Origin of the sequence: Corynebacterium matruchotii, assembly GCF_011612265.2 — a bacterium.
Taxonomy (GTDB): Bacteria; Actinomycetota; Actinomycetes; order Mycobacteriales; family Mycobacteriaceae; genus Corynebacterium; species Corynebacterium matruchotii.
On the sequence record NZ_CP050134.2, the window covers coordinates 631,653 to 651,422 of the forward strand.

The window sequence follows — 19,770 nt, forward strand, 5'->3', positions numbered from 1 at the left end:
ATGGTGGAGTTTAATGATGAGGGTTTGAGCCTGCCCATTGATATGGGTGATGGCGCCGCGGCGGATGCCGACAAGCCGGTGGTGCGGGAGGTGACTGCGGCGGATATGGCCGCGTTGGCCGAGGTGGAGGCCGAGTTGGATCAGCGGTGGAACGAAACCACCATTGATCCCACCCTGAGCCGCATGGAGCTGCTCATGGATTTGTTAGGCAATCCGGAGCGGTCGTTTGCCACAATCCATGTGGCCGGGACGAATGGGAAAACCTCCACGGTTCGGATGATCGAGTCGCTGATGCGGGCGTTTCACCGTCGCACCGGGCGGACCACGAGCCCGCACCTGCAATTGGTAACCGAGCGGATCGCCATTGATGGTCGGCCGCTGCACCCCCAGGATTATGTGCGGATTTGGCGGGAGATCCAGCCGTATGTGGAGATGGCCGATGCGGAGAGTGTGAAGCAGGGCGGGCCGCGGCTGTCGAAGTTTGAGGTGTTGACCGCCATGGCCTATGCGGCTTTCGCGGATGCGCCGGTGGATGTTGCCGTTGTTGAGGTGGGGTTGGGGGGCCGGTGGGATGCCACGAATGTGATTAATGCTGATGTGGCGGTGATTACCCCTATCGGTTTGGACCACATGGATTATTTGGGGGACACCATTGCGGAGATTGCCGCGGAGAAGGCAGGCATTATTAAACAGCGGTGGGATCTTGATGACCTGTTGACGCCGCCCGATAATGTGGCGGTGATTGGGGAACAAGATCCGGCGGCGCTCACGGTAGTGTTGGAGCGTGCGGTGGCGACGGATGCGGCGGTGGCCCGGTACGGCATGGAGTTCGGGGTGGTGGAGTCGAGTATTGCGGTGGGGGGCCAGCAGGTGACTCTTCGGGGGCTTGGTGGCGAGTATCCCGATATTTTCCTGCCGCTTTCTGGGGCGCATCAGGCCCATAATGCGGCGGTGGCGTTGGCCGCGGTTGAGGCGTTTTTTGGGGCTGGTGCCGGCCGGAGCCTGGATCTTGATGTGGTTCGGGAGGGGTTTGCCGCGGTGGAGTCGCCGGGGCGGTTGGAGCGGGTTCGGTCCGCACCTACGGTGTTTCTTGATGCGGCCCATAATCCGCATGGGGCGCGTGCCCTGGCCCAGGCTCTCGAACGTGATTTCGATTTCACTCGGCTGGTGGGGGTGGTGTCGGTGCTGGGGGATAAGGATGTTCGCGGGATTCTCCGGGAACTAGAGCCGTGCCTGCACGAGTTGGTGGTCACCCAGAACACGAGCCCCCGGGTGTTGCCGGCCGAGGAGTTGGCCGATATTGCCCGGGAGATTTTTGGCGAGGAGCGGGTTCATGTGGCCCAGGATTTGCCGGGCGCGGTGGCGTTGGCCGTGGAATTAGCGGAGGACACCGAGGTGCAGTCGGGTGCCGGGGTGATTATTACCGGTTCCGTGGTGACGGCGGGGGAGGCCCGAACATTATTTGGAAAGGAGCCCGCATGAGTGGGGCGCGTGGTGACGATTCGGTAGATGCATCCGGTGCGGCCGGTTCGGCGGCTGCTGTGGGGGAGTATGGCCCGTTGGGGCCGGGTCACGCCCCCGTGAAGGATCCGCTGAAGGGGCTGCGGGGAGTGATGGCCGGCGCCATGGGCATGGAGGCCACGACGTTTTATTTGGCGCTCACGGTGATTTTGCGGGTTGATGGTGGCGCCTATTGGACCACTGTGAATTGGGTGTCGATCACGGTGTTGGCCACCTTGATGCTGGTGATGAGTTTTTTCCAGGGCAAGTCGTGGGCGGTGCCGGTGAATATTGGGTTACAGGTTGTGGCCTTATTCGGATTTATTATCCATCCAGCTGTTGGGGTGGTTGCAGTGCTGTTTGCCGTGGTCTGGTGGTACATTTTGTACCTGCGGCGGAATCTACTGGAGCGGATGAAACGGGGATTATTGACGACCCAGCACACCTAGTCGCCGGTTGTCGTTCGCTGCTGTCCAAGCCGGTTGCCTTGCCCGCGGTTAGCGCCGCTGGGTCGCCGGTGGGGCTGGCGGGATTGTTGGCGTTAGTGCGGCGGCGGGTGTGGTAGCCCATGATCCCAATGCTCACCAGGCTGATGAGGGCGACGAGAAGCAGTGGGCTGGCCATGGCGAGGGCAAGGGGGCGGACGAAGGCCCGGCCGGTGTGAGACACGATCGTCATAAAGGTGGGGATACGCCACCAGTCGGTGAAATAATCCCCCACAAACCAGATGATAGTGAAGGTCATGGCCCAGAATATGCTGAATGGCACCCAGACGCGGCGGCGCACCGGACTGGTTTTGGGGAAGGCGAGCAGCACCATGCCTAAGAGCGCGAGCATGGGCACGACCGCAACCCCTATGGGCGGCAGCACGAGGGTGAACCCCAGGTCGGCGCCGAGCAGCACCCGCACCCGAATATGCACGAGCGCCACCAGGTAGTATCCGATGACAGCAGTGCTGATCCACGCAAGCACCATGGTGTGCCGGTGGCTGCGGACCGGCCGAGGGTAACTGGCGCTTATCGACGCCGCGCCGGGTGTTGTGCTTTTCGACGCCTGTCGGGCGCGGACACCCCGCACCATGATATAGGTGTAGGCTATTAATGCTAAGGCGCCGACGATGATTGCGCACCACATCCACGCATGGGTGACCCCCAGGTTGGTGAGCCACCCCACCAGGGGAAAATACTGGTTGCGGCCGTCAATCGTGTCGGTGGGAAGCCAGATCTCCAACAGGATCATGGCCCAGAAGAACCCAAACGGGGCCCGTAACTCCGACCATAAATGCCGGTAGCCGGGTGGGAAAATCCACAGGATTGCACCGCTGGCAATGAGGGCCGGAATGTAGAGCGTGGATTGGTAAACCAGGCCGTAGAAAACCCAACCATACAGGCCAAAAATGGGGCGAAAGAGCAGGCCAATATTGGGCACGAGAATGGCGGCCAACAGCCACCAGAGCATCATGTAGTGGCGGGTGCTGCGGAGCCGACGGGCGGAGTAGTCATGAATGTGAGCTGAAGGTTGGGTGCTCATGGTGACAGGATAAGCACCCACAGACATTTATGTGAAAAAAGTTATGAATTGGTTATAGTTCAGGGGTAGCGGTGGGAGTTTTGCGATAGACTTTTTCCCCATGACTGAACGTACCCTTATTTTGATTAAACCCGACGGTGTGAAAAACGGCCACGTGGGTGACATCATTGCCCGCATTGAGCGTAAAGGCCTGAAATTTGTGGCCATGGACCTGCGGGTGGCCGACCGGGCCACCGCGGAAAAACACTATGCGGAACACGTGGATAAGCCATTTTTCGGCGAGCTCGTCGACTTCATCACATCCGCCCCGCTCGTTGCTGGCGTAATTGAGGGGCCGCGTGCCATTGATGCGTGGCGGCAGCTCGCCGGCGGCACCGACCCCGTGGGCAAGGCCACCCCCGGCACTATCCGTGGCGACTTCGCCCTCAACGTTGCCGAAAACGTGGTGCACGGTTCCGACTCGCCGGAATCCGCCGCCCGCGAAATCGCCATCTGGTTCCCTAACCTATAACCCCACCACAAACCCCGGTCCCGGCCCAGTGATGGTCGGGACTTTCTCGTGACAAATCGCATAGTGACCGGGGTGGGCACACCATAACCTGGACACTATGCGGGATTTCAATAAAACCACCATGGCGTTTACCGTGGTGTGGGTGATGTGGGGCATCATTAGCGTGAGCTACACCGGCTCCACTCGGGGTGTTTTTCTCCCCAGCCTCATGGCGTGGCTGGCGTTCTGCGGCACCCACTGGGTGGTTTTCCTCCTGGTGAAAAACCTCACCACCTGGGTTGTGGCCCTCGTCATTGCCATTCAGCTCATTTTCGCCATCATTTTGTGGTTGCTCATGCCCGGTCCGGTGCTCCTGTTTATCACCCCTTACCTCATCAACATGGTGGTTTTCACCCTGCCCGGGCTCAAAGCCGACCTGATAAGCGGCATTATTCTGCTGCTCATTGCCAGCGGCATCAGCTTCATCGGCGACAAACCGCCCATACGCATCATCAGCGTGCTTGTGGTGCTCACCGGCTATATTCTGGTCAGTCGGGTCACGGTGGAGCTCAACGAAGCAAATGGCAAAGCCCTCAGCAAGGCCCACCAGGAAGCCGACCGGGAACGCATCGCCCGCGACATTCACGACCTGCTAGGCCAATCTCTGACTGTGGTGGCGCTCAAAGCCCAAATCATCGAACGGCTTTCCGCCGACCCGCATAATAAACAACAGGCCGCGGAAATCACCGCCATATCTCGGCAGGCCATTGGGGAACTCCGCTACACGGTTGCGCAACTGCGCTGCCACACCATGGATGAGGAACTCGAAGCCGCCACCCAAGCTCTCGAAGCTGCCGGCATGAAGGTCACGGTGCATCGCAATGGGGAAATGCGGCACCGGGAATTCAGTTGGGTGCTCCGCAAGGCAGTCACCAATATCATTAGATATTCCCAGGCCACGGAGTGCACCATCACCATGAGTAATGGCGGGCTACAGATTAGCGATAACGGAATAGAGGGAGAAACCGCGCACCATGATGCGGAATTCGCCGAAGTTGCCCAGCGCATTACTCAAGCCGGGGGCAGTTTTCGCCTCGAACATATGAACGGAACAACGATTACCGCCGAATTACGCTAATGCCACAAGGAATACTCTATGCAGCGTCACTCCACCGCACTCATGTTCACCGTGGTTTGGCTTTTTTGGTGTGCAATAACACTCATCAACCTGCCTAACCATCAGGAAAGAATGATGCCCAGCCTCTTCGTGTGGGCGCTCATTTGCATAGTGCACTGCGTCTTCCACCAGTCGTTTTCCTACCTCGACACCACACCGGTTATCCCACCCCGCTACCTGCTTATTCTCCTCACCATCCAGGTGGGGTTCGGCATTGCTCTTTGGGCGCTCATTCACGACTATGCCATTCGCGCTCTCGTCCCCTATCTCGCCCACCTTTTGGTGTTCTGTGTCGCCCGATTATGGGTTTCCCTGGTGAGCGGCAGCGCCATTATCGGTGCCGGCATTATGCTCTCTTTGCTTATCGACGAAGCAACCCACAAGGCCACCATCATGGACCTGGTCGATTGCTTCCTCTTTATCCTGGCATCACGGCTCCTCCTAGAATTCGACAACCGGCGTCGACAAGCGAAAGAGCTTCGCCAACGCAAACACGACCGCGACCGCATTGCCCATGACGTCCACGAACTCCTCGGCGAATCACTCTCCACCATTATCAGAACCGCCCGCAGCATAGAAGCAACCACCACCGATGACAGTCTCAAGCAACAAACCACCGAGATCATGGGCATCTCCCAGCAAGCCATGCAAGAACTCCACTACACCGTTGCCCAACTTCGATCCCGCACCGTCGAAGAAGAAATCGAAGCCGCCACCCAAGCCCTCGAAGCCGCCGGCATCACCGCCGTCATCCACCGCGATGGTACGCTCACCCACCAAGAATTCAGCTGGGTGCTCCGCGAAATTGTCACCAATGTCATCCGCCATTCCCATGCCACCAGATGCGTCATCAATATCGGCAATAACCACCTTATTGTGCATGACAATGGCGTAGGCATCGGCACGCACAAACGCGGCAACGGCATCACCGGGGTCACCGAACGAGTCACCCAAGCCGGCGGAACCATCAACTTCAACCACGCCAACGGCACCAAAGTAACAGCAGTCCTACCCGCAACAACACACATAAGATAATTATTATGAGCATCCGAGTTTTAATCGCCGATGACCAAGACCTCGTACGAGGCGCCCTGAAAGTACTCCTCAACCTCGAACCCGACATCAAAGTCGTCGCCGAACTCGGCAGCGGTGTGGGAGTGGCCGACGCTGTGAAAAAATACCGCGTTGACGTCGCTCTTCTCGATATCGAAATGCCCGATGTTAGCGGAATTGAAGCCGCTAAGACCTTGAAGGGTACCGATTGTGCCGTCATTATCGTCACCACCTTCGACCGCCCCGGATACTTCCAACGCGCAGTCGACGCAGGTGTCAGCGGCTACGTTGTCAAAGACACCCCGCCCGATGAGCTTGCCGCCGCCGTCCGCCGCGTACATCACGGACTTCGCGTCTTCGATAACCACCTGGTCGAGGCCGCCCGCCGCGCTGGCAATAACCCCCTCACGCCCCGCGAAATTGAAATCTGTAACGCGGCCAAAGACCACGCCAGCGTCGCCCAAATTGCCAACCGGATCTTCCTCAGCGAGGGTACCGTCCGGAACCACCTCTCGAACGTCATGGCAAAAACCGGGGCCCGTAACTATCACGAAGCCATTCACGCCGCTATCACAAAAGGCTGGTTATAGCACAAACCAGTCACAGGGCGGCTGGCGCTAAGTGATAAAGCAATAGAATTATGGAACAATAGGAACTTGTGTGCATGTTACTCCCTACCCCAATGGGAGCGCCGAACCTATAAGCCACACGATCAAGAAAACTAAATAACATACGTACGATTTACAGATGAAATCTATCACCAATCCGTGTGGCAGCACCTAGCAGTTTTTGCGGCATCTTTGCGCCCGGACGCCTGATAGAAGAATCCTCGCCAGGAGGAGAAATGGCTATAACAACTACATTCGATCGCAGTCAACTAGGCGACAAAATTCGAGTCTACCGACTCGCCCCCGCAGTGGGATTCAGCTCCAAAGAATTCGTCTCCATACTTGCCAGCATCGGCCTGAAAAAAGCGGCACAATCCAACCTCACCCGGGACGAAGCACTCGCAGTGCTGGACTACCTCGACAAACACGACATCACCCCCACCCCCCAGCCCGTGAAAGTGCCCGGCCGGAAACCCGGACGGCCCAAAAAAACCACCCAAACACCGGCGAAAGCTACAGCGAAACCAGCGGCGAAAAAACCAGGCCGGAAACCAGCTGCCGCTACCGCTACCAAGCCCGCGGCCCACACCGAGGAATTCACCGAAGAAGACAAACTCCGCTACCGGGTGGAAAAAAACGTGGAAAACGAGCTCAACCAGCTCAAAGAAAAAGCCCAACGCGACATTAACCACCGCATCGAACAAGGCATCCTCACCGAAGAAACCCCCACGGCAAAACCCGTCGCCGAGAAGGCCACCCCGGCGGCCGAACCGGAAACCGTGGAAGAACCCGGATACACTACCCCACTCTTCGTCGCCCCCTCATTCACCGCACCCACGATACCGACGGCCCCAACCCCGACCGACCACACCGACCCATTCGAATACGACGAAGACGATGATGACCGGCCAAAACGACGCCGCGGCAAACGCGGCACCGGCCGGGGCCGCAGCAACAAAACCGACGACCTGCTCTCTGATATCATCGACGACGAAGACATCACCGACGATGACGAAGATGACGACGATTTCATCTCCGAACCTCTCGCGCTCAAAGGCTCCACCAGGCTAGAAGCCCAACGCCGACGCCGCATGGAAATGCGGGAAGAATCCCGCAAAAAACGGCACATCGTCTCCGAAGCCGAATTCTTGGCACGCCGGGAATCCGTCAACCGCACCATGGTGGTGCGGGAACGCCAACGCCACGACCACCCGGGTATCGTCACCCAAGTGGGCGTCCTGGAAGACGACATGCTGGTGGAACACTTCGTCACCTCAGACACCCAATCATCCCTCGCCGGAAACATTTATTTGGGTCGCGTACAAAACGTCCTGCCAGCAATGGAAGCCGCCTTCATCGACATCGGCAAAGGCCGCAACGGGGTGCTCTATGCAGGGGAAGTCGACTGGCGGGCAGCCAACCTGGGGGGCCGGCACCGGAAAATCGAACAAGCCCTCAAATCCGGCGACCAAGTATTAGTGCAGGTCGCCAAGGACCCCATCGGGCAGAAAGGTCCACGGCTCACCACCCAAATTTCTCTTGCCGGCCGCTACCTGGTGTACGTGCCGGGCGGAAAATCCGCCGGAATCTCCCGCAAACTACCAGCCCCGGAACGCAAACGGCTCAAGGCCATCCTCAAAAACGTGGTGCCTGCTGACGGCAGCGTCATCATTCGCACCGCGGCCGAAGGCGTCCCAGAAGACGCCATCGCGGCCGACGTGAACCGGTTGCACTCCCTGTGGGAACAGATCCAGGAACGCACCCTCAAAGAAAAGGAATCCAAAGGCACCAAACCAGTCACCATGTATGAAGAACCAAACATGCTGGTGAAAGTGGTGCGGGACCTCTTCAACGAAGACTTCACCTCCCTGGTAGTCGACGGCAACCGCGCCTGGAACACCGTGCACGCCTACATCCAATCAGTGGCCCCCGACCTCCTCGACCGGCTAGAAAAATTCGACCGGGAAGCCCACGACGGCCAAGACGCATTCGAAGCGCTGCGGGTAGACGAACAATTAAAGAAAGCCCTCAGCCGAAAAGTATGGCTCCCCTCCGGCGGCACCCTCGTCATCGACCGCACCGAGGCCATGACGGTAATCGACGTGAACACCGGGAAATTCACCGGCTCGGGCGGCAACCTGGAAGAAACCGTCACTAAAAACAACCTGGAGGCCGCGGAAGAAATCGTGCGCCAAATGCGGCTCCGCGACCTGGGCGGCATGATCGTCGTGGACTTCATCGACATGGTGCTGCCGGAAAACCAAGACCTGGTGCTTCGCCGACTCACGGAAGCCCTGGGTCGGGACCGCACCCGCCACCAAATTTCCGAAGTCACCTCCCTGGGCCTGGTGCAAATCACCCGCAAACGCCTGGGCACCGGCCTGTTGGAAACCTTCGCCACCGAATGCGAGGAATGCTCCGGCCGGGGCGTGCTCATCCACGACGATCCGGTGGAACACCATACTATCTCCGACCGGCCGGAACGGCGCGGCAAACACGGGGTGCCACACCAAGACCCCACCCGCCATCCGGCGGTGCTCGCCATGGAACACCAGGACGAATCGGACGAACCGGAGCCTACGGACGACTTCGCCGAGGAACCACTATTCCGGCCATCTGAAACCTCCATCGAAGGGCTGGCCGCTGCGGTGGTCGCCCCATCGGCGGAAGACTACCTGCCCGCTACCTATGAGGAAGCCGTGTCCGCCTATGAGGCATCACCGCGGCGAAACCGGAAGGTGCGGGGCAATTCGCTCTCCGATGTGCCACCGCAAAAATCCGATTTTGAACCGCCAACCCCGGAACCAGAGCCCGAACCGGAACCCGAGTCGGGGTCGCGGCGGCGCCGGCGGGCGGTGCATAAAAAAGTCACGGAATCCGAGGCAGCACCTGCGGTTGACGTCGATAAGCTGGAGGAAACCACGCATCGAACCCGGAAACGGCGCCGGGTGGTACGGAAGACCGGGAGCACTGCAACGCGGCGGGGCGCAACCACGCAATCGCGGCGGAGTGCGGCAAGTGGAAAGACGAGTACCGATTCGGCTACCAATCTTCGTGGGCGGGGTCGGCGGCGGGCGGTACGGCGTTCGCTGAAGTAGCCGCAGTTTGTCTTTTTGCCGGGTTACAGGTAGTCTTTGACAGTCGCTGTTTTAAGCTCTGTACGTAGTTTAAGACGGAAAGTAAATGATAGTTGCATCGAGGGCCCGCCGATTCCAGGGCGCTCGATCCTGAGATAGATAAGGGGTAGCCCTCGTATGTACGCGATCGTCAAGACCGGCGGCAGGCAGTACAAGGTTGCCGAAGGTGACATCGTCAAGGTCGAGAAGATCGAGGGTGAGCTAGGTTCGTCCGTGGCTCTCACCCCGGTTCTGCTCGTTGATGGCGCAACTGTTACTACCAAGGCCGATGAGCTTGCCAAGGTGAAGGTTTCCGCTGAGATCATTGACTCAGTCAAGGGCCCGAAGATCAAGATCCTAAAGTATAAGAACAAGACGGGTTATAAGAAGCGCCAGGGGCACCGCCAGCCGCTGACCGTGCTGAAGATCACCGGTATCAAGTAACCTCAACACCCTATAAGGAGGGAATCCACATGGCACACAAGAAAGGTGCATCCAGCTCTAGCAACGGCCGCGATTCTAACGCCAAGCGCCTTGGGGTGAAGCGGTACGGTGGCCAGCAGGTCAAGGCCGGCGAAATCCTGGTCCGGCAGCGCGGCACCAAGTTCCACCCTGGTGAGAACGTTGGTCGCGGTGGCGACGACACCCTGTTCGCGCTCAAGGCAGGGGCCGTGAAGTTCGCCATGCGGCGGAATCGTCGTACCGTGAACATTGTTCCGGCGGCGGAGCCCGTCACCGCTTAACAGGCTATATTCAGCTTTTTATCAGGCCGACCCCCAGATTTCACATCCAAATTGGGGGTCGGCCTTTTGCATTCTGGTAAAAATGGCTAAGGTTTAGCCTTAAAAGCTTTTCGACGATACTAAGAGGAGAAAAAACCCGTGTCCAGAAAAATCGCAACTGCCCTGTGTGCTGCTGTCGCCGTTGTAGCCCCAGTCGTGGCGACCCCTATGATTACACCAGCAGTGGCTGCGGAGTCGAAAAACTCCTCCAACCCAGTCAATGAGTTGAAGAATAGTGCCGACACCAATGTTGGCAAGCTGAAAAACAGCGCTGATTCTAATAAGGGTTCCGCTAAGGATGGCTCCTCCGGCAGTCTCGACAGCCTTACCGATGGTTCGGATAAGGGCATGAGCTCCAAGGGCGAAAACAAGGCCAGTGGGCTGGTTAATGATCTATCCTCCGACCTGGGCCGCCCCGGCATGAAGATTCGGGCCGTAGCCGTCACCATTGCCGTGGTTTTGGGAATGCTCACCTTTATGGGCATGTTCACCAGCCAAATCCTGGGTGCTTTGGGAATTAAATTCTAACAACGAATACCGGCGTCAATGGCCGGTTTTATTTCAGGGCCTGATTCCAATGGAAAATATTGGGGTCGGGCCCTAGATCGGTTGTTGCTATTGAAGCTTATTCGGCCGCGAAGAAATAGGGTTTGACTTCCCATATGTGGCTGCTTTTTGGGAAATGTGATTCAGATCCATGACAGACTGTTGTCTTATACCAGGAAATCTTCTTGTCCTTGGGAAAGTATTTCCTGTACTTCAATGTCAGTGGTGTTTCCCCACCAGCAAATTGTACTGGGAGTGTTCTCATACACGTAGAATCCCATGCGTTCCTTGGGCCACCAGACGTTATCGATTTCTACGATAGGTGTGGAACCAATCTTTGCTAGTTCTTGGGCGAAAGATTCTGCGGACATGTTGGTGAGGTCAATGCCTTCGAATGTGTCGCCATGAAAGAGTGAGGCAACTTCAACGCATTCTACTTCTCCAGTGATTTCATTTTGATCCACCCCGATAAGGTAATTATTTCCGTCTAGGACCAGGTAGCCTCGGATGGATCCAAAACCAATGGTTGTGACATTCTCTAATGATTCCTGGAACTTGTGGAATGGATCATTGATGGAATATTGGGGGATTCCGGTCTTTTTAAAATCCATTAGTTTATTCTATTCCTTGGAAGATGTTCCACATTATTTCATTATTCGTCTCGATATACCTGTACACCATTTCTGGGAGATCATCGTAATCTAAAGAAATCCTAAAACTCTTACTACCCAACATAAACGGCTGCTCACCCCCAGGCTTTGCCGGTAAGCATTGGGATCGACGAATCATTGCGTCCATCACGTTGGTGGGAAAATCCGGGTCATTCGTCACCACGATTGATTCTCCTACCCACATGAGGCCTCTCATGGTTCGGTATAGGGCATTCGGGTATTGGGCGGTTTTATCAAACATGAACACCCCAGTATCTCCGTATCGACCAACTCGCATGAACATTTCTTGTTTCTCGGTGGGAAAATACCCACACCATTTAGGGATAAGGTCTGGTGCTTCCCGAAGCCTTGTACCCCCTACGAACGGGTATTGGATGACACATAGATACATGTTCAAGTCTGGATCAGCAAGCATGTGATCTGCGAGCTTGGACCAGCGCTGGTAAAACACATCAACGGGCTCTTCGACCCCGTCGTCGGAAAACAACATCAGTCCATCCTTATCGGTCGGCGAATTACCATCTACCTTCGAGGTTAGTAGAGCTCGTCGCGTGAGTCGTTGACGCATAGGAATTCCATCCAATAGCTTGCTTTGCCAACCGGTTGATCGTAAATCTCTACCCTATAAGTTAATAACGCGCCGGCGTTGATGAGTTCGTCAGTGATGTTAAACGTCTTGGGTTTCTCTTCTTCGGTTCCAATGAACGTTGCTGGAGAATAGTCATAGGTGAGAAGAGGTTTCGCTTTGTCTGGGAATGTTGGGTCATCGCTCACCATTACCCTGCTTCCCAGAGCGGTATTGAGGGAGTGAAAGAATGCGCCTGCGGGATCGCTTTTAGGATCAGAGCAGTCAAATTCCACCAACCCGATAATGGGCTTTCGAAATAGAAACCCGAGTGGTGTGTCTGTAAAATCTTTATGCCAGAGCAGTGCGCCACCGTATTGGTGTGTCATGTCGGAAAATTTTTGGAGCGTCTCGAACTTGAAGAAAATATAGAAATGCAGGCTGGCATCTTGCGCTACCTGATGGCGCAGGGCTGTGAGCATGTGTTTTTCGTCGGGCTTTTTTCGCCAGAATTTGTATGTGGAATACATTGAGCAAGACTTTCTTGTAAAGATTTCTTTGGCCACGGGGTACGTGACTTTTGTGACCCCTTCCTATGCTTCGTCGAAGTTTTGGGGCCAGAGTACTTGATCCGGGGTGGGAACTACCGTGATATATCCGACTTCGAGCAGGGGGAATTCGTATGGTAGAGGGTCGATGAGGTCGGGTTCTAATACGAGTCCGGGATATTGCGGGGAGACGAAGCATTCGCCCAGTTCGTTGTAGTAGAACCCCAACCCTAGGTTTTCGACCTGGGGCGTGGGCATCCCAATGCGGATGATGTTTTGGAATGCGCCCTGATAGCCGGGGAGGGCGGCTATCCTGTCGATACGGCAGGAGGGCATGTGCACCCGAAACTCGATGAAGTAGTCTACCAACTCGTACACAATGCTGTTGCGGCCATCCAGCCAATAGTGCAGGTTTCCTGATGTTTCTTGGTAGTGGGTGATATCGTCCCAGTAGTGGGCGAGGGGACTACCCAGCGTGATGCCGCCCAGGGATTCGCCGGGGATGATGTCGGTGTCTGTGTGGAAAGGCATGGGCAACCACCATGAGGTTGGGTACATGAGGTATGTGCGCATGCTAGCACACGGGGGAGTGGTAGCGGGGGAGCGTCGTAAAGCAAAAACCCAAGGAAAAACACTTCGACGGGGGTAGCTAAGAAAGTAATAATTTTTCCAAAAGAGTACCGTTTAGGCCGGTTGCGGGGGTGATATTTATGTGCCATGGGGGGAGCGTGCCTACGTAACTTAAATCTAGATAACACAACCATAAAATTCCTCTATGTTTAGAGTGAACCATTATCTATTTGTAAGGAGGGACGCTATGTCGCGCCTGAAAAGATTGACGGCGATTATCATGGCGCCGGTGCTGGGATGCACAGTCCTGGCCGCCCCAGGTGTTGCCGCGGCGGCGGAAGAAACCACGGATTTGAAGATGAACTGTTTTATCAAGCAGGGGCCGGCGAAATCCTACAGTAACGACGTCAACGGCGCGTACTCACAAGCGTGGGTATGGCAATTGGCGGAATATGACTTTTCTATGTCGCTCACCGCCGACGCGCCAGCAACCGCTGTGGTGGGGCAACCGGTGACGTATTCGATCAAATCCAGCCAGGTCAAACTCAGCAACCCCATAAAGTGGCGGTCGTGGTGGTCGATGAGGTCGCTATCATTCCAGGATCTGTCCCAGGGTCGGCTCCTCATCAACGCCCCGGAAGGTGCAACAAACGTGAGTGTCACCGGGGATAATGCGAAGCTGAACGGGAATGTGGTGCGGGTTGGCGGTGACACCGACACCGACCACATATCCGCGGGCTCCGACGCCCCTAACCAGATTGGCCAGCTGCAATCCGGTGGCTTGGCGGGCTGGGCCGGGTCTAAAAACTACACCATGGACTTCTCGGGCTTCGACCTCACCTTCACCCCCACCCAGGCCGGTGACCTGCAACCAATCCTGCCCCGCACCACCCTGCCCAGTGATGGGAAGAGCGGTGTTGCCGCATCCCAGGCCATGTTTACCGCCTTTGCCCACATGAAATACAACAACAAGGAAGAAGGCAATTACCTGTTCCGCTGCACCCCACGCGAACCGGTACAGCTGCCCAAGGTGCATGTCGTCCAGGTAGGCAGCGTCACCTTGGGGGCCCAGCCGAGCACGGTTGTGGCGGGGGAGAAAGTCACCTACACCGCCACGGCCCATGACACGGACGGCAACCCGGTTGCCGGGGCAAACGCCACCATCACCATCGGCGGGAAAGCCTTCAACGGTGTCACTAATGATCAAGGCGTATTTACCCAAGAATTCACCACGGAGCAGCCGGGACAGTTGGCTGCCACCGCAGCCGTGAGCGATGTGACCTCTGCTCCGGTGACGGTGACCGTGCAAAAACCGGCGCCGGTGGCGAAGAACATCAAACTGAACGTGCCGGAAACCGCCAAGGTGGGCGACGACGTGACCGTCACCGCCCAGGTGCTTGATGACGAAAATCAGCCGTTCGACCAGGATGCCGTGGATTTGACCCTGGGGGACGCAGCACCGGTCGCCATGACAAAGACCCAGACCGGCACGTTTGAGCACACGTTCAAGCCGGAGACCGTGGGGAATCTGGCGGTGAAGGCCACGGCCGGCACGCTCACCGCATCGGGCATGATCGCGGTGTCGCCGAAGGATTCCGAAGTCGTAAACGAGCTGCGGGTCCTTCCCGAAACTCAGACTGTGACGGTGGGGGAGCAGGCCACGGTGACCGCCAAGGTGATTGCCAAAGACAACTCCGAAATGACCGGCCAGCCGGTGACATTCACAGTGGGCGACAAGTCCGTGCCGGCGGTGGAAAAACCAGCAGGTTCGTACACCTTTACGATGACCCCTGAAGCGGCTGGACAGACGGAAGTTGTCGCAAAGCTGGGTGATAAGCAGGCGTCGGCCACGATCATTGCCGAGGCTGCGGAAACTGTCGATCGGGTGACGCTTGCTATCGAAAACACGAACGATTCCAGCATCATTACGGTCAATGTGATCGGCACAAAGGGCCACAAGCTGGCGGATACCGATGTGGTAGTGCATGTGGGCGACCAGCAGATTTCGGGGAAGACCGACGAGCACGGCCGGTTCCAGCACACCATCCAGCGGCCCAAGCAGGAAGTCAAGGTGAAAGCGGTCGCCGGCGGTAAAGAATCGGTCGAACGTACGATCGTTCCGGTCGGCAGCTCCACGAGCGAAGAGCCAGGTACTTCCGAAGACCCCGAGACCACGACGCCCACGACGAAGCCGTCCGAACCGTCCGAGTCGCAGGGCAGTTCGCAAAGCAGCGACCCCGACGATTCCACGAACGGCAGTGGTCCCGGCAGCGAACGTACCTGGAAGATCATTGCCGCGGTTTTGGGCGCAACGTTCATCGGTGGCCTCATCTACGCCATTGCCCGCTACCTGCGACTAACGCCGTAGCTTGCTTGTCGACGACCATTTTACGGAGGGAACATGTCTCGAAAACGGACTTTCATGGCGGCCATACTAGCCCCCATCCTGGGAGCCGCATTATGCGTTACTCCCACCGCTTACGCCAAAGAATCACACATGGAGGCTCAGTTCAAGTGTGACATTACGACAAAAGGCCTAAGTGGTTTCATGGCTCAGCAGGCCGATGGGCCGCAAAGTAACGACAAATTCAAGTTTAATTTCACGGTTGATGCCCCGGAGCAGGTCACTGTTGGGGAGGAATTCGACTACACCATCAAGGGTGGATTTGTGGGGTTGCCCAAAAGCTTTCCCGTTGCTGGCGTTGCCACGGTGAACATTAAGACTGTGGAGCAAGCCCGACTGTTTGTGGATTTGCCCGACAATATTGAGGTGACGAACATTGCCGCCGCGGGTGGGCAGCGGGGCATTAAGGTGGAGAAGCTGACGGGGAAGAATCGGCTGCGGGTGGGCGGAAACGTCGACTCCGACCGCATGAATTCCCGTGACTCTAACACCATTAAACTGGCCACGGGCGACAAGGGCATGGTGGGGGTGGAAAAGAATGGAAAAGTGGGCTTTGACCTGCCTACCATCACCGTGACCGCTCGCGCCACCAAGGCCGGTGTGATCCAGCCGGCCTTCCCCAAAGTCAGTAGCCCGGATACGCACCACTATCCCGCGGATCAGTCGCTATTGTCGCTGGTGGCGCAGGCCAAGGCGAACGCCGGATGGCTCGGGAGCTATGATGTCACCGCCCTCACCCGGTGCACTGTTGATAAGAGTAATGGGTTCCCCAAGGTGCGGGCCGTTGAGGTGCCGAAACCCCAGCCCGCCCTGGTGACGATCACCAGTACGCCGGAAGTCGGCCAGGTGGGGCAGGCATCAACGTTCACCTTCGCGGTGGAGGGAACCGACGGGAAGCCCTTGGCGAACACCCAGGTGAAGACCACGATTGGTGACGAAACCGAAACCCTGACGACCGACGCCAATGGTGTGGCCACCCGCAGTTTCACCCCGACCGCCCCTGGTGCGGTGCAGGTGACCGCTGTGGCCGGCGACCAGGACGAGGTGCTCACCTACCAGGTGAATCCGAAGCCGGAGCCCACCACAACCGAGCCCACAACGTCGGAATCAGAACCCACGACAGAACCAACGACGGAGCCAACCACCGAGCCGACCACGACCACGACCGAACCCACCACAGCCGAGCCCACAACGTCGGAATCAGAACCGACGACAGAACCGACGACCATGACGAAGTCAACCGAGCCGACAGAATCGACGGAGACCACCACCGAAACCACCGAACCGAGCACTCCCCAGGAGCCCGGCGATCCACAGCAGCCTTCCTACAAGGGGAAATCCTTGTGGCAAATCCTATCGGGGATTTTCGCTGTGGGCATTGTCGGTATTCTCGCCTGGCTTGGGCTAGCCAATCTTGGCATCGTTCCGGCACACCAGTAAGCCACAGGTAAAACTGTAAAAAGACCACCATATCTGGTGGTCTTTTTCTGTCGCCACAGCGTCTAAGTGGTCACCGTCGCAGAAAACCAGGCCTTGGTATCATTGATACTTAATAAGTATCAACTATAAGACGGTTTTATTATGTATTTCAGCTATGGGTTTGAGCGGAGACGCGAAGCGGAAGGCCAAACACTCAACCGGTTAGCGTCGTGGGTGGCACGGCACGATGATGCGACGCTCTCCCTGATTTTTACGTTTGGCGATCGCACGGAATTCGAAAGAATCGCACAAACGTATGGTGGGCAGGTGGCGTGGGTTCAAGACATTACATGGCGTTCCCCATGGACCACATCGTGGGATAAATATGTGGGATTCATCACGTTTAATTGCCTAAATCCTGCCACGGATCCGGCGGGCGCATTCTTCTCCTCCGAGGCTGCGCTGCAAGGGTTGGCGGTTATCGCTCACGGGTCGGGGCGTGCCGAAGAAATCCGGCCCATCATCGTGGCCGAGTACACTAAGTCTGCCAAGGGGGATGACCCGCGGGATTTCGTCGAAAAGCTTATGGATGCTGGGACGTTGCTGGTGTATGCCTTGGACTTGCCTGATACGGAAGCGATCCTTGACGAGGTGGTTTACGTCAATGATGCGGCCCAATCTGACCACACGGACCTTATTCAATCCCTGGGGGAGAGCAGTTGGACCTCGACAACCGGTTATGAGCGTCACATCAGCAGCCGTGATGTCGTGTTTTCGCCCGAAGAGAAGTTCGAAGAACCCGTCGAGGTGTTTTATCGCCGCTGGTCACTGTTGGCGGAGCATGTGCGTGCCAGCCCGAGCCTGAACATGTATTTGGGTGTTATCAACCATCCGCCTGCGGCGACTACGATGTTGCGGGAAACCCCGGGCCTTACCCTCAGATGGTGCAGGCAGTTTCCCGCCGAGGAGCAGGAGACGTCCATGCCGGGTACCGCCGGAGTGTTTTTGTTCGACAAGACCGCTTGCTATCCGAATGTGTTACACCAGGCAATGGCCGGCGTGACGACCCAGGAAGGGGAGGTCATCGTGGCGACCAGCGACTCGGACTTCTCCACCAAGGTCATGGATGAAATGATCGGCATGCTGCGGAACCCAATGGAAATGGATGTGCTGCGTCGGCTCACAAGTCGGAGTAAGAGCTTTATTTTCCAGTTTGCGCCCGGCGACTCCCCGGAAATGGTGCATGGGTCCGTTTCGACAAATAACGAGGCAATGCGGAAGATCTTCCACGGCCTGGACTAGGACGCCGCAGCTTATCGACGCCTAAGGCGGGTCGTTGGGGCGTCGAAAAGCAAAAAACATTGCATTCCAATCCACGTCGGTTAGGCTATATCTTAAGAGGCCGACCATCGGTCGAATATCTTGAGGAGGCGCAAACCGCTATGACACCCACAAACCCCAACCGACGCGCGGAAATCATCGACGCCGCGGAACGCCGCTTTGCCAGCCAGGGCTACCTGCAAACATCGGTGTCGGAAATCATTGGCGACGCCGGTATCGCCAAGGGCACCTTTTACCACTATTTCCAGTCTAAAGAATCGGTCATGTACGCGGTCATCGACAAGAACATCACGCTGCTGAAAGATCAGGTGGAAAGCTACATGGCCGAATCCACCCAGCCGCCGCTAGCCCAGTTCACCATGATTCTCGGCGGCGGCTTTGCCCCACGGCGACCCGAAACCGCCGCAATCAGCACCGAACTAGAGCAAGACGGCAACGAGCTCATGCACATGCGAGCCATCGACGCCACCATCAACGCCCTCATCCCGCCGCTCGCCGACCTGCTGGGGCGGGCCACCGCCAACGGCGATATCGACTGCCCCAACCCGAACATTGCCGCCGCCGCCATCCTTGTGCTGAGTGCGCAACTGCTTGACCGCGATCTTTTAGGCTGGGTAAAAACCCGCGACATTGCCACCATCCGCAATTTTGGTAGCGTTGCCGAACGGGTCATTGGCGCCCCCACCGGGACCTTCGCCCCCATCGTGGACAGTTTCATAGCAAGTATGCCGTGACCGCCACCATCATCCAAGAATTCCGCCGCACCCCGGCGGCCACCGGCCCTCATGCTCATCACGGTGGCACTCGCAACCGCGCTCACCACCATCGGTGCCGCAGCCTGCTTCCAAGTCATGCAATCCAGCGGCACACTCTTCACCCAGGCCGTCACCCCACAACTCTTACAAATGCACGAAGGCCTCATTGACCGCAATCAAATATAGGCCTTTGCGGCCTAGTACCCAGAGATCACCGCCTTCGAAACCAAAGAAATCATCGGCATAGATGGTGCACAATTAGAACTGATGCCTGGCTGTATCGAAGGCGGCAGCTCTATCGAATACCTGGTCACCAGCGGTACCGTTACCATCGCTGGCCAGGATTTGGTCTAGCTGAGCGTGAAATAATTGGAGGAATTCCGATTGAACCACATTGGTTTCATCTTCTAACAGCCGCAATTACTCGACGGCGTGACGCTTCGGGAGAACGCGCTCCTGCCCGCCTAGTGGCATTCGAAACCGCACCAGCAGGCGGCGGCCGTTGACGCCGATCGGTGGTTTCGCGGATGAGCCCACCGGGGCCTTAGACTCCGAGAACGCGGCGGTGGCGGCCCTAGCGCAGCGGATTATTACTGTGACGGATGGTGTGGTGCCGGTAGCGTAGGGCGTCGAAAAGCTAGAAAGCTAAGAGGTTTGATAGGATCGACACATCTTAGACCACAGTATTTTCGAGG

The 19,770-nt window shown here is 57.1% G+C and carries 20 protein-coding genes; 16 read left to right on the top strand and 4 right to left on the bottom strand.

The window, feature by feature from the left end:
* The 10 genes from folC to HBA49_RS02855 all read left to right on the top strand — a co-directional run bounded on the left by folC (position 1) and on the right by HBA49_RS02855 (position 10,784).
* On the top strand, positions 1–1,482 hold the full coding sequence (gene folC, locus HBA49_RS02810) for a bifunctional tetrahydrofolate synthase/dihydrofolate synthase (RefSeq protein WP_005525630.1): 1,482 nt from the start codon (positions 1–3) through the stop codon (positions 1,480–1,482).
* A 59-nt stretch (positions 1,483–1,541) separates the two neighbouring features.
* Positions 1,542–1,949 (top strand): DUF4233 domain-containing protein, encoded by a 408-nt coding sequence (locus HBA49_RS02815; RefSeq protein ID WP_005521468.1) that lies wholly within the window; start codon positions 1,542–1,544, stop codon positions 1,947–1,949.
* 1,181 nt (positions 1,950–3,130) lie between these two features.
* A complete protein-coding gene (gene ndk / locus HBA49_RS02820) occupies positions 3,131–3,541 on the top strand; it encodes a nucleoside-diphosphate kinase (protein ID WP_005526416.1) in 411 nt (136 codons plus the stop codon).
* Positions 3,542–3,638: 97 nt separating this feature from the next.
* The gene (locus tag HBA49_RS02825) at positions 3,639–4,658 is read left to right on the top strand and encodes a sensor histidine kinase (RefSeq protein ID WP_005521473.1); all 1,020 of its coding nucleotides are present in this window, start codon (positions 3,639–3,641) and stop codon (positions 4,656–4,658) included.
* Positions 4,659–4,676: 18 nt separating this feature from the next.
* Positions 4,677–5,732, top strand: coding sequence for a sensor histidine kinase (locus HBA49_RS02830; protein ID WP_005526142.1), 1,056 nt, complete (start codon positions 4,677–4,679; stop codon positions 5,730–5,732).
* Between the two features lie 5 nt (positions 5,733–5,737).
* The gene (locus HBA49_RS02835; RefSeq protein ID WP_005521476.1) at positions 5,738–6,340 is read left to right on the top strand and encodes a response regulator transcription factor; all 603 of its coding nucleotides are present in this window, start codon (positions 5,738–5,740) and stop codon (positions 6,338–6,340) included.
* Positions 6,341–6,594: 254 nt separating this feature from the next.
* Positions 6,595–9,456, top strand: coding sequence for a translation initiation factor IF-2 N-terminal domain-containing protein (locus HBA49_RS02840; protein WP_040431947.1), 2,862 nt, complete (start codon positions 6,595–6,597; stop codon positions 9,454–9,456).
* Between the two features lie 156 nt (positions 9,457–9,612).
* Positions 9,613–9,918 carry a 50S ribosomal protein L21 gene (gene rplU / locus HBA49_RS02845; RefSeq protein ID WP_005521478.1) on the top strand — a complete coding sequence of 102 codons (306 nt, stop codon included), beginning with the start codon at positions 9,613–9,615 and terminating at the stop codon, positions 9,916–9,918.
* A gap of 29 nt (positions 9,919–9,947) precedes the next feature.
* Positions 9,948–10,217 (top strand): 50S ribosomal protein L27, encoded by a 270-nt coding sequence (gene rpmA / locus HBA49_RS02850; RefSeq protein WP_005521479.1) that lies wholly within the window; start codon positions 9,948–9,950, stop codon positions 10,215–10,217.
* A 138-nt stretch (positions 10,218–10,355) separates the two neighbouring features.
* Positions 10,356–10,784, top strand: a complete 429-nt coding sequence (locus HBA49_RS02855; RefSeq protein ID WP_225866034.1) for a hypothetical protein — start codon at positions 10,356–10,358, stop codon at positions 10,782–10,784.
* A gap of 185 nt (positions 10,785–10,969) precedes the next feature.
* On the opposite strand, the gene HBA49_RS02860 is transcribed toward HBA49_RS02855, so the two are convergent.
* The 4 genes from HBA49_RS02860 to HBA49_RS02875 all read right to left on the bottom strand — a co-directional run bounded on the left by HBA49_RS02860 (position 10,970) and on the right by HBA49_RS02875 (position 13,117).
* Positions 10,970–11,413, bottom strand: a complete 444-nt coding sequence (locus HBA49_RS02860) for a hypothetical protein (protein WP_005526172.1) — start codon at positions 11,411–11,413, stop codon at positions 10,970–10,972.
* Between the two features lie 4 nt (positions 11,414–11,417).
* Complete coding sequence (locus HBA49_RS02865) at positions 11,418–12,041, bottom strand: hypothetical protein (RefSeq protein ID WP_225866035.1); 624 nt, start codon at positions 12,039–12,041, stop codon at positions 11,418–11,420.
* Positions 12,008–12,568 (bottom strand): hypothetical protein, encoded by a 561-nt coding sequence (locus HBA49_RS02870; protein WP_040431945.1) that lies wholly within the window; start codon positions 12,566–12,568, stop codon positions 12,008–12,010. The genes HBA49_RS02865 and HBA49_RS02870 overlap by 34 nt, the downstream gene beginning before the upstream one ends.
* A gap of 63 nt (positions 12,569–12,631) precedes the next feature.
* Positions 12,632–13,117 carry a hypothetical protein gene (locus HBA49_RS02875; RefSeq protein ID WP_005525985.1) on the bottom strand — a complete coding sequence of 162 codons (486 nt, stop codon included), beginning with the start codon at positions 13,115–13,117 and terminating at the stop codon, positions 12,632–12,634.
* Between the two features lie 286 nt (positions 13,118–13,403).
* Here HBA49_RS02875 and HBA49_RS02880 point away from each other — a divergent pair, with 286 nt between their 5' ends.
* The 6 genes from HBA49_RS02880 to HBA49_RS13110 all read left to right on the top strand — a co-directional run bounded on the left by HBA49_RS02880 (position 13,404) and on the right by HBA49_RS13110 (position 19,700).
* Positions 13,404–15,524: an Ig-like domain-containing protein gene (locus HBA49_RS02880; RefSeq protein WP_005525668.1), complete on the top strand. Its 2,121-nt coding sequence runs from the start codon at positions 13,404–13,406 to the stop codon at positions 15,522–15,524.
* 33 nt (positions 15,525–15,557) lie between these two features.
* On the top strand, positions 15,558–17,000 hold the full coding sequence (locus HBA49_RS02885; RefSeq protein WP_005525537.1) for an Ig-like domain-containing protein: 1,443 nt from the start codon (positions 15,558–15,560) through the stop codon (positions 16,998–17,000).
* 141 nt (positions 17,001–17,141) lie between these two features.
* A complete protein-coding gene (locus HBA49_RS02890; RefSeq protein WP_005526329.1) occupies positions 17,142–18,281 on the top strand; it encodes a hypothetical protein in 1,140 nt (379 codons plus the stop codon).
* A 140-nt stretch (positions 18,282–18,421) separates the two neighbouring features.
* Positions 18,422–19,054: a TetR/AcrR family transcriptional regulator gene (locus HBA49_RS02895; protein ID WP_005526156.1), complete on the top strand. Its 633-nt coding sequence runs from the start codon at positions 18,422–18,424 to the stop codon at positions 19,052–19,054.
* Positions 19,055–19,117: 63 nt separating this feature from the next.
* Complete coding sequence (locus HBA49_RS02900) at positions 19,118–19,261, top strand: hypothetical protein (protein ID WP_155808086.1); 144 nt, start codon at positions 19,118–19,120, stop codon at positions 19,259–19,261.
* A gap of 316 nt (positions 19,262–19,577) precedes the next feature.
* On the top strand, positions 19,578–19,700 hold the full coding sequence (locus HBA49_RS13110; protein ID WP_005525565.1) for a hypothetical protein: 123 nt from the start codon (positions 19,578–19,580) through the stop codon (positions 19,698–19,700).
* The last annotated feature ends 70 nt before the right edge of the window (positions 19,701–19,770 follow it).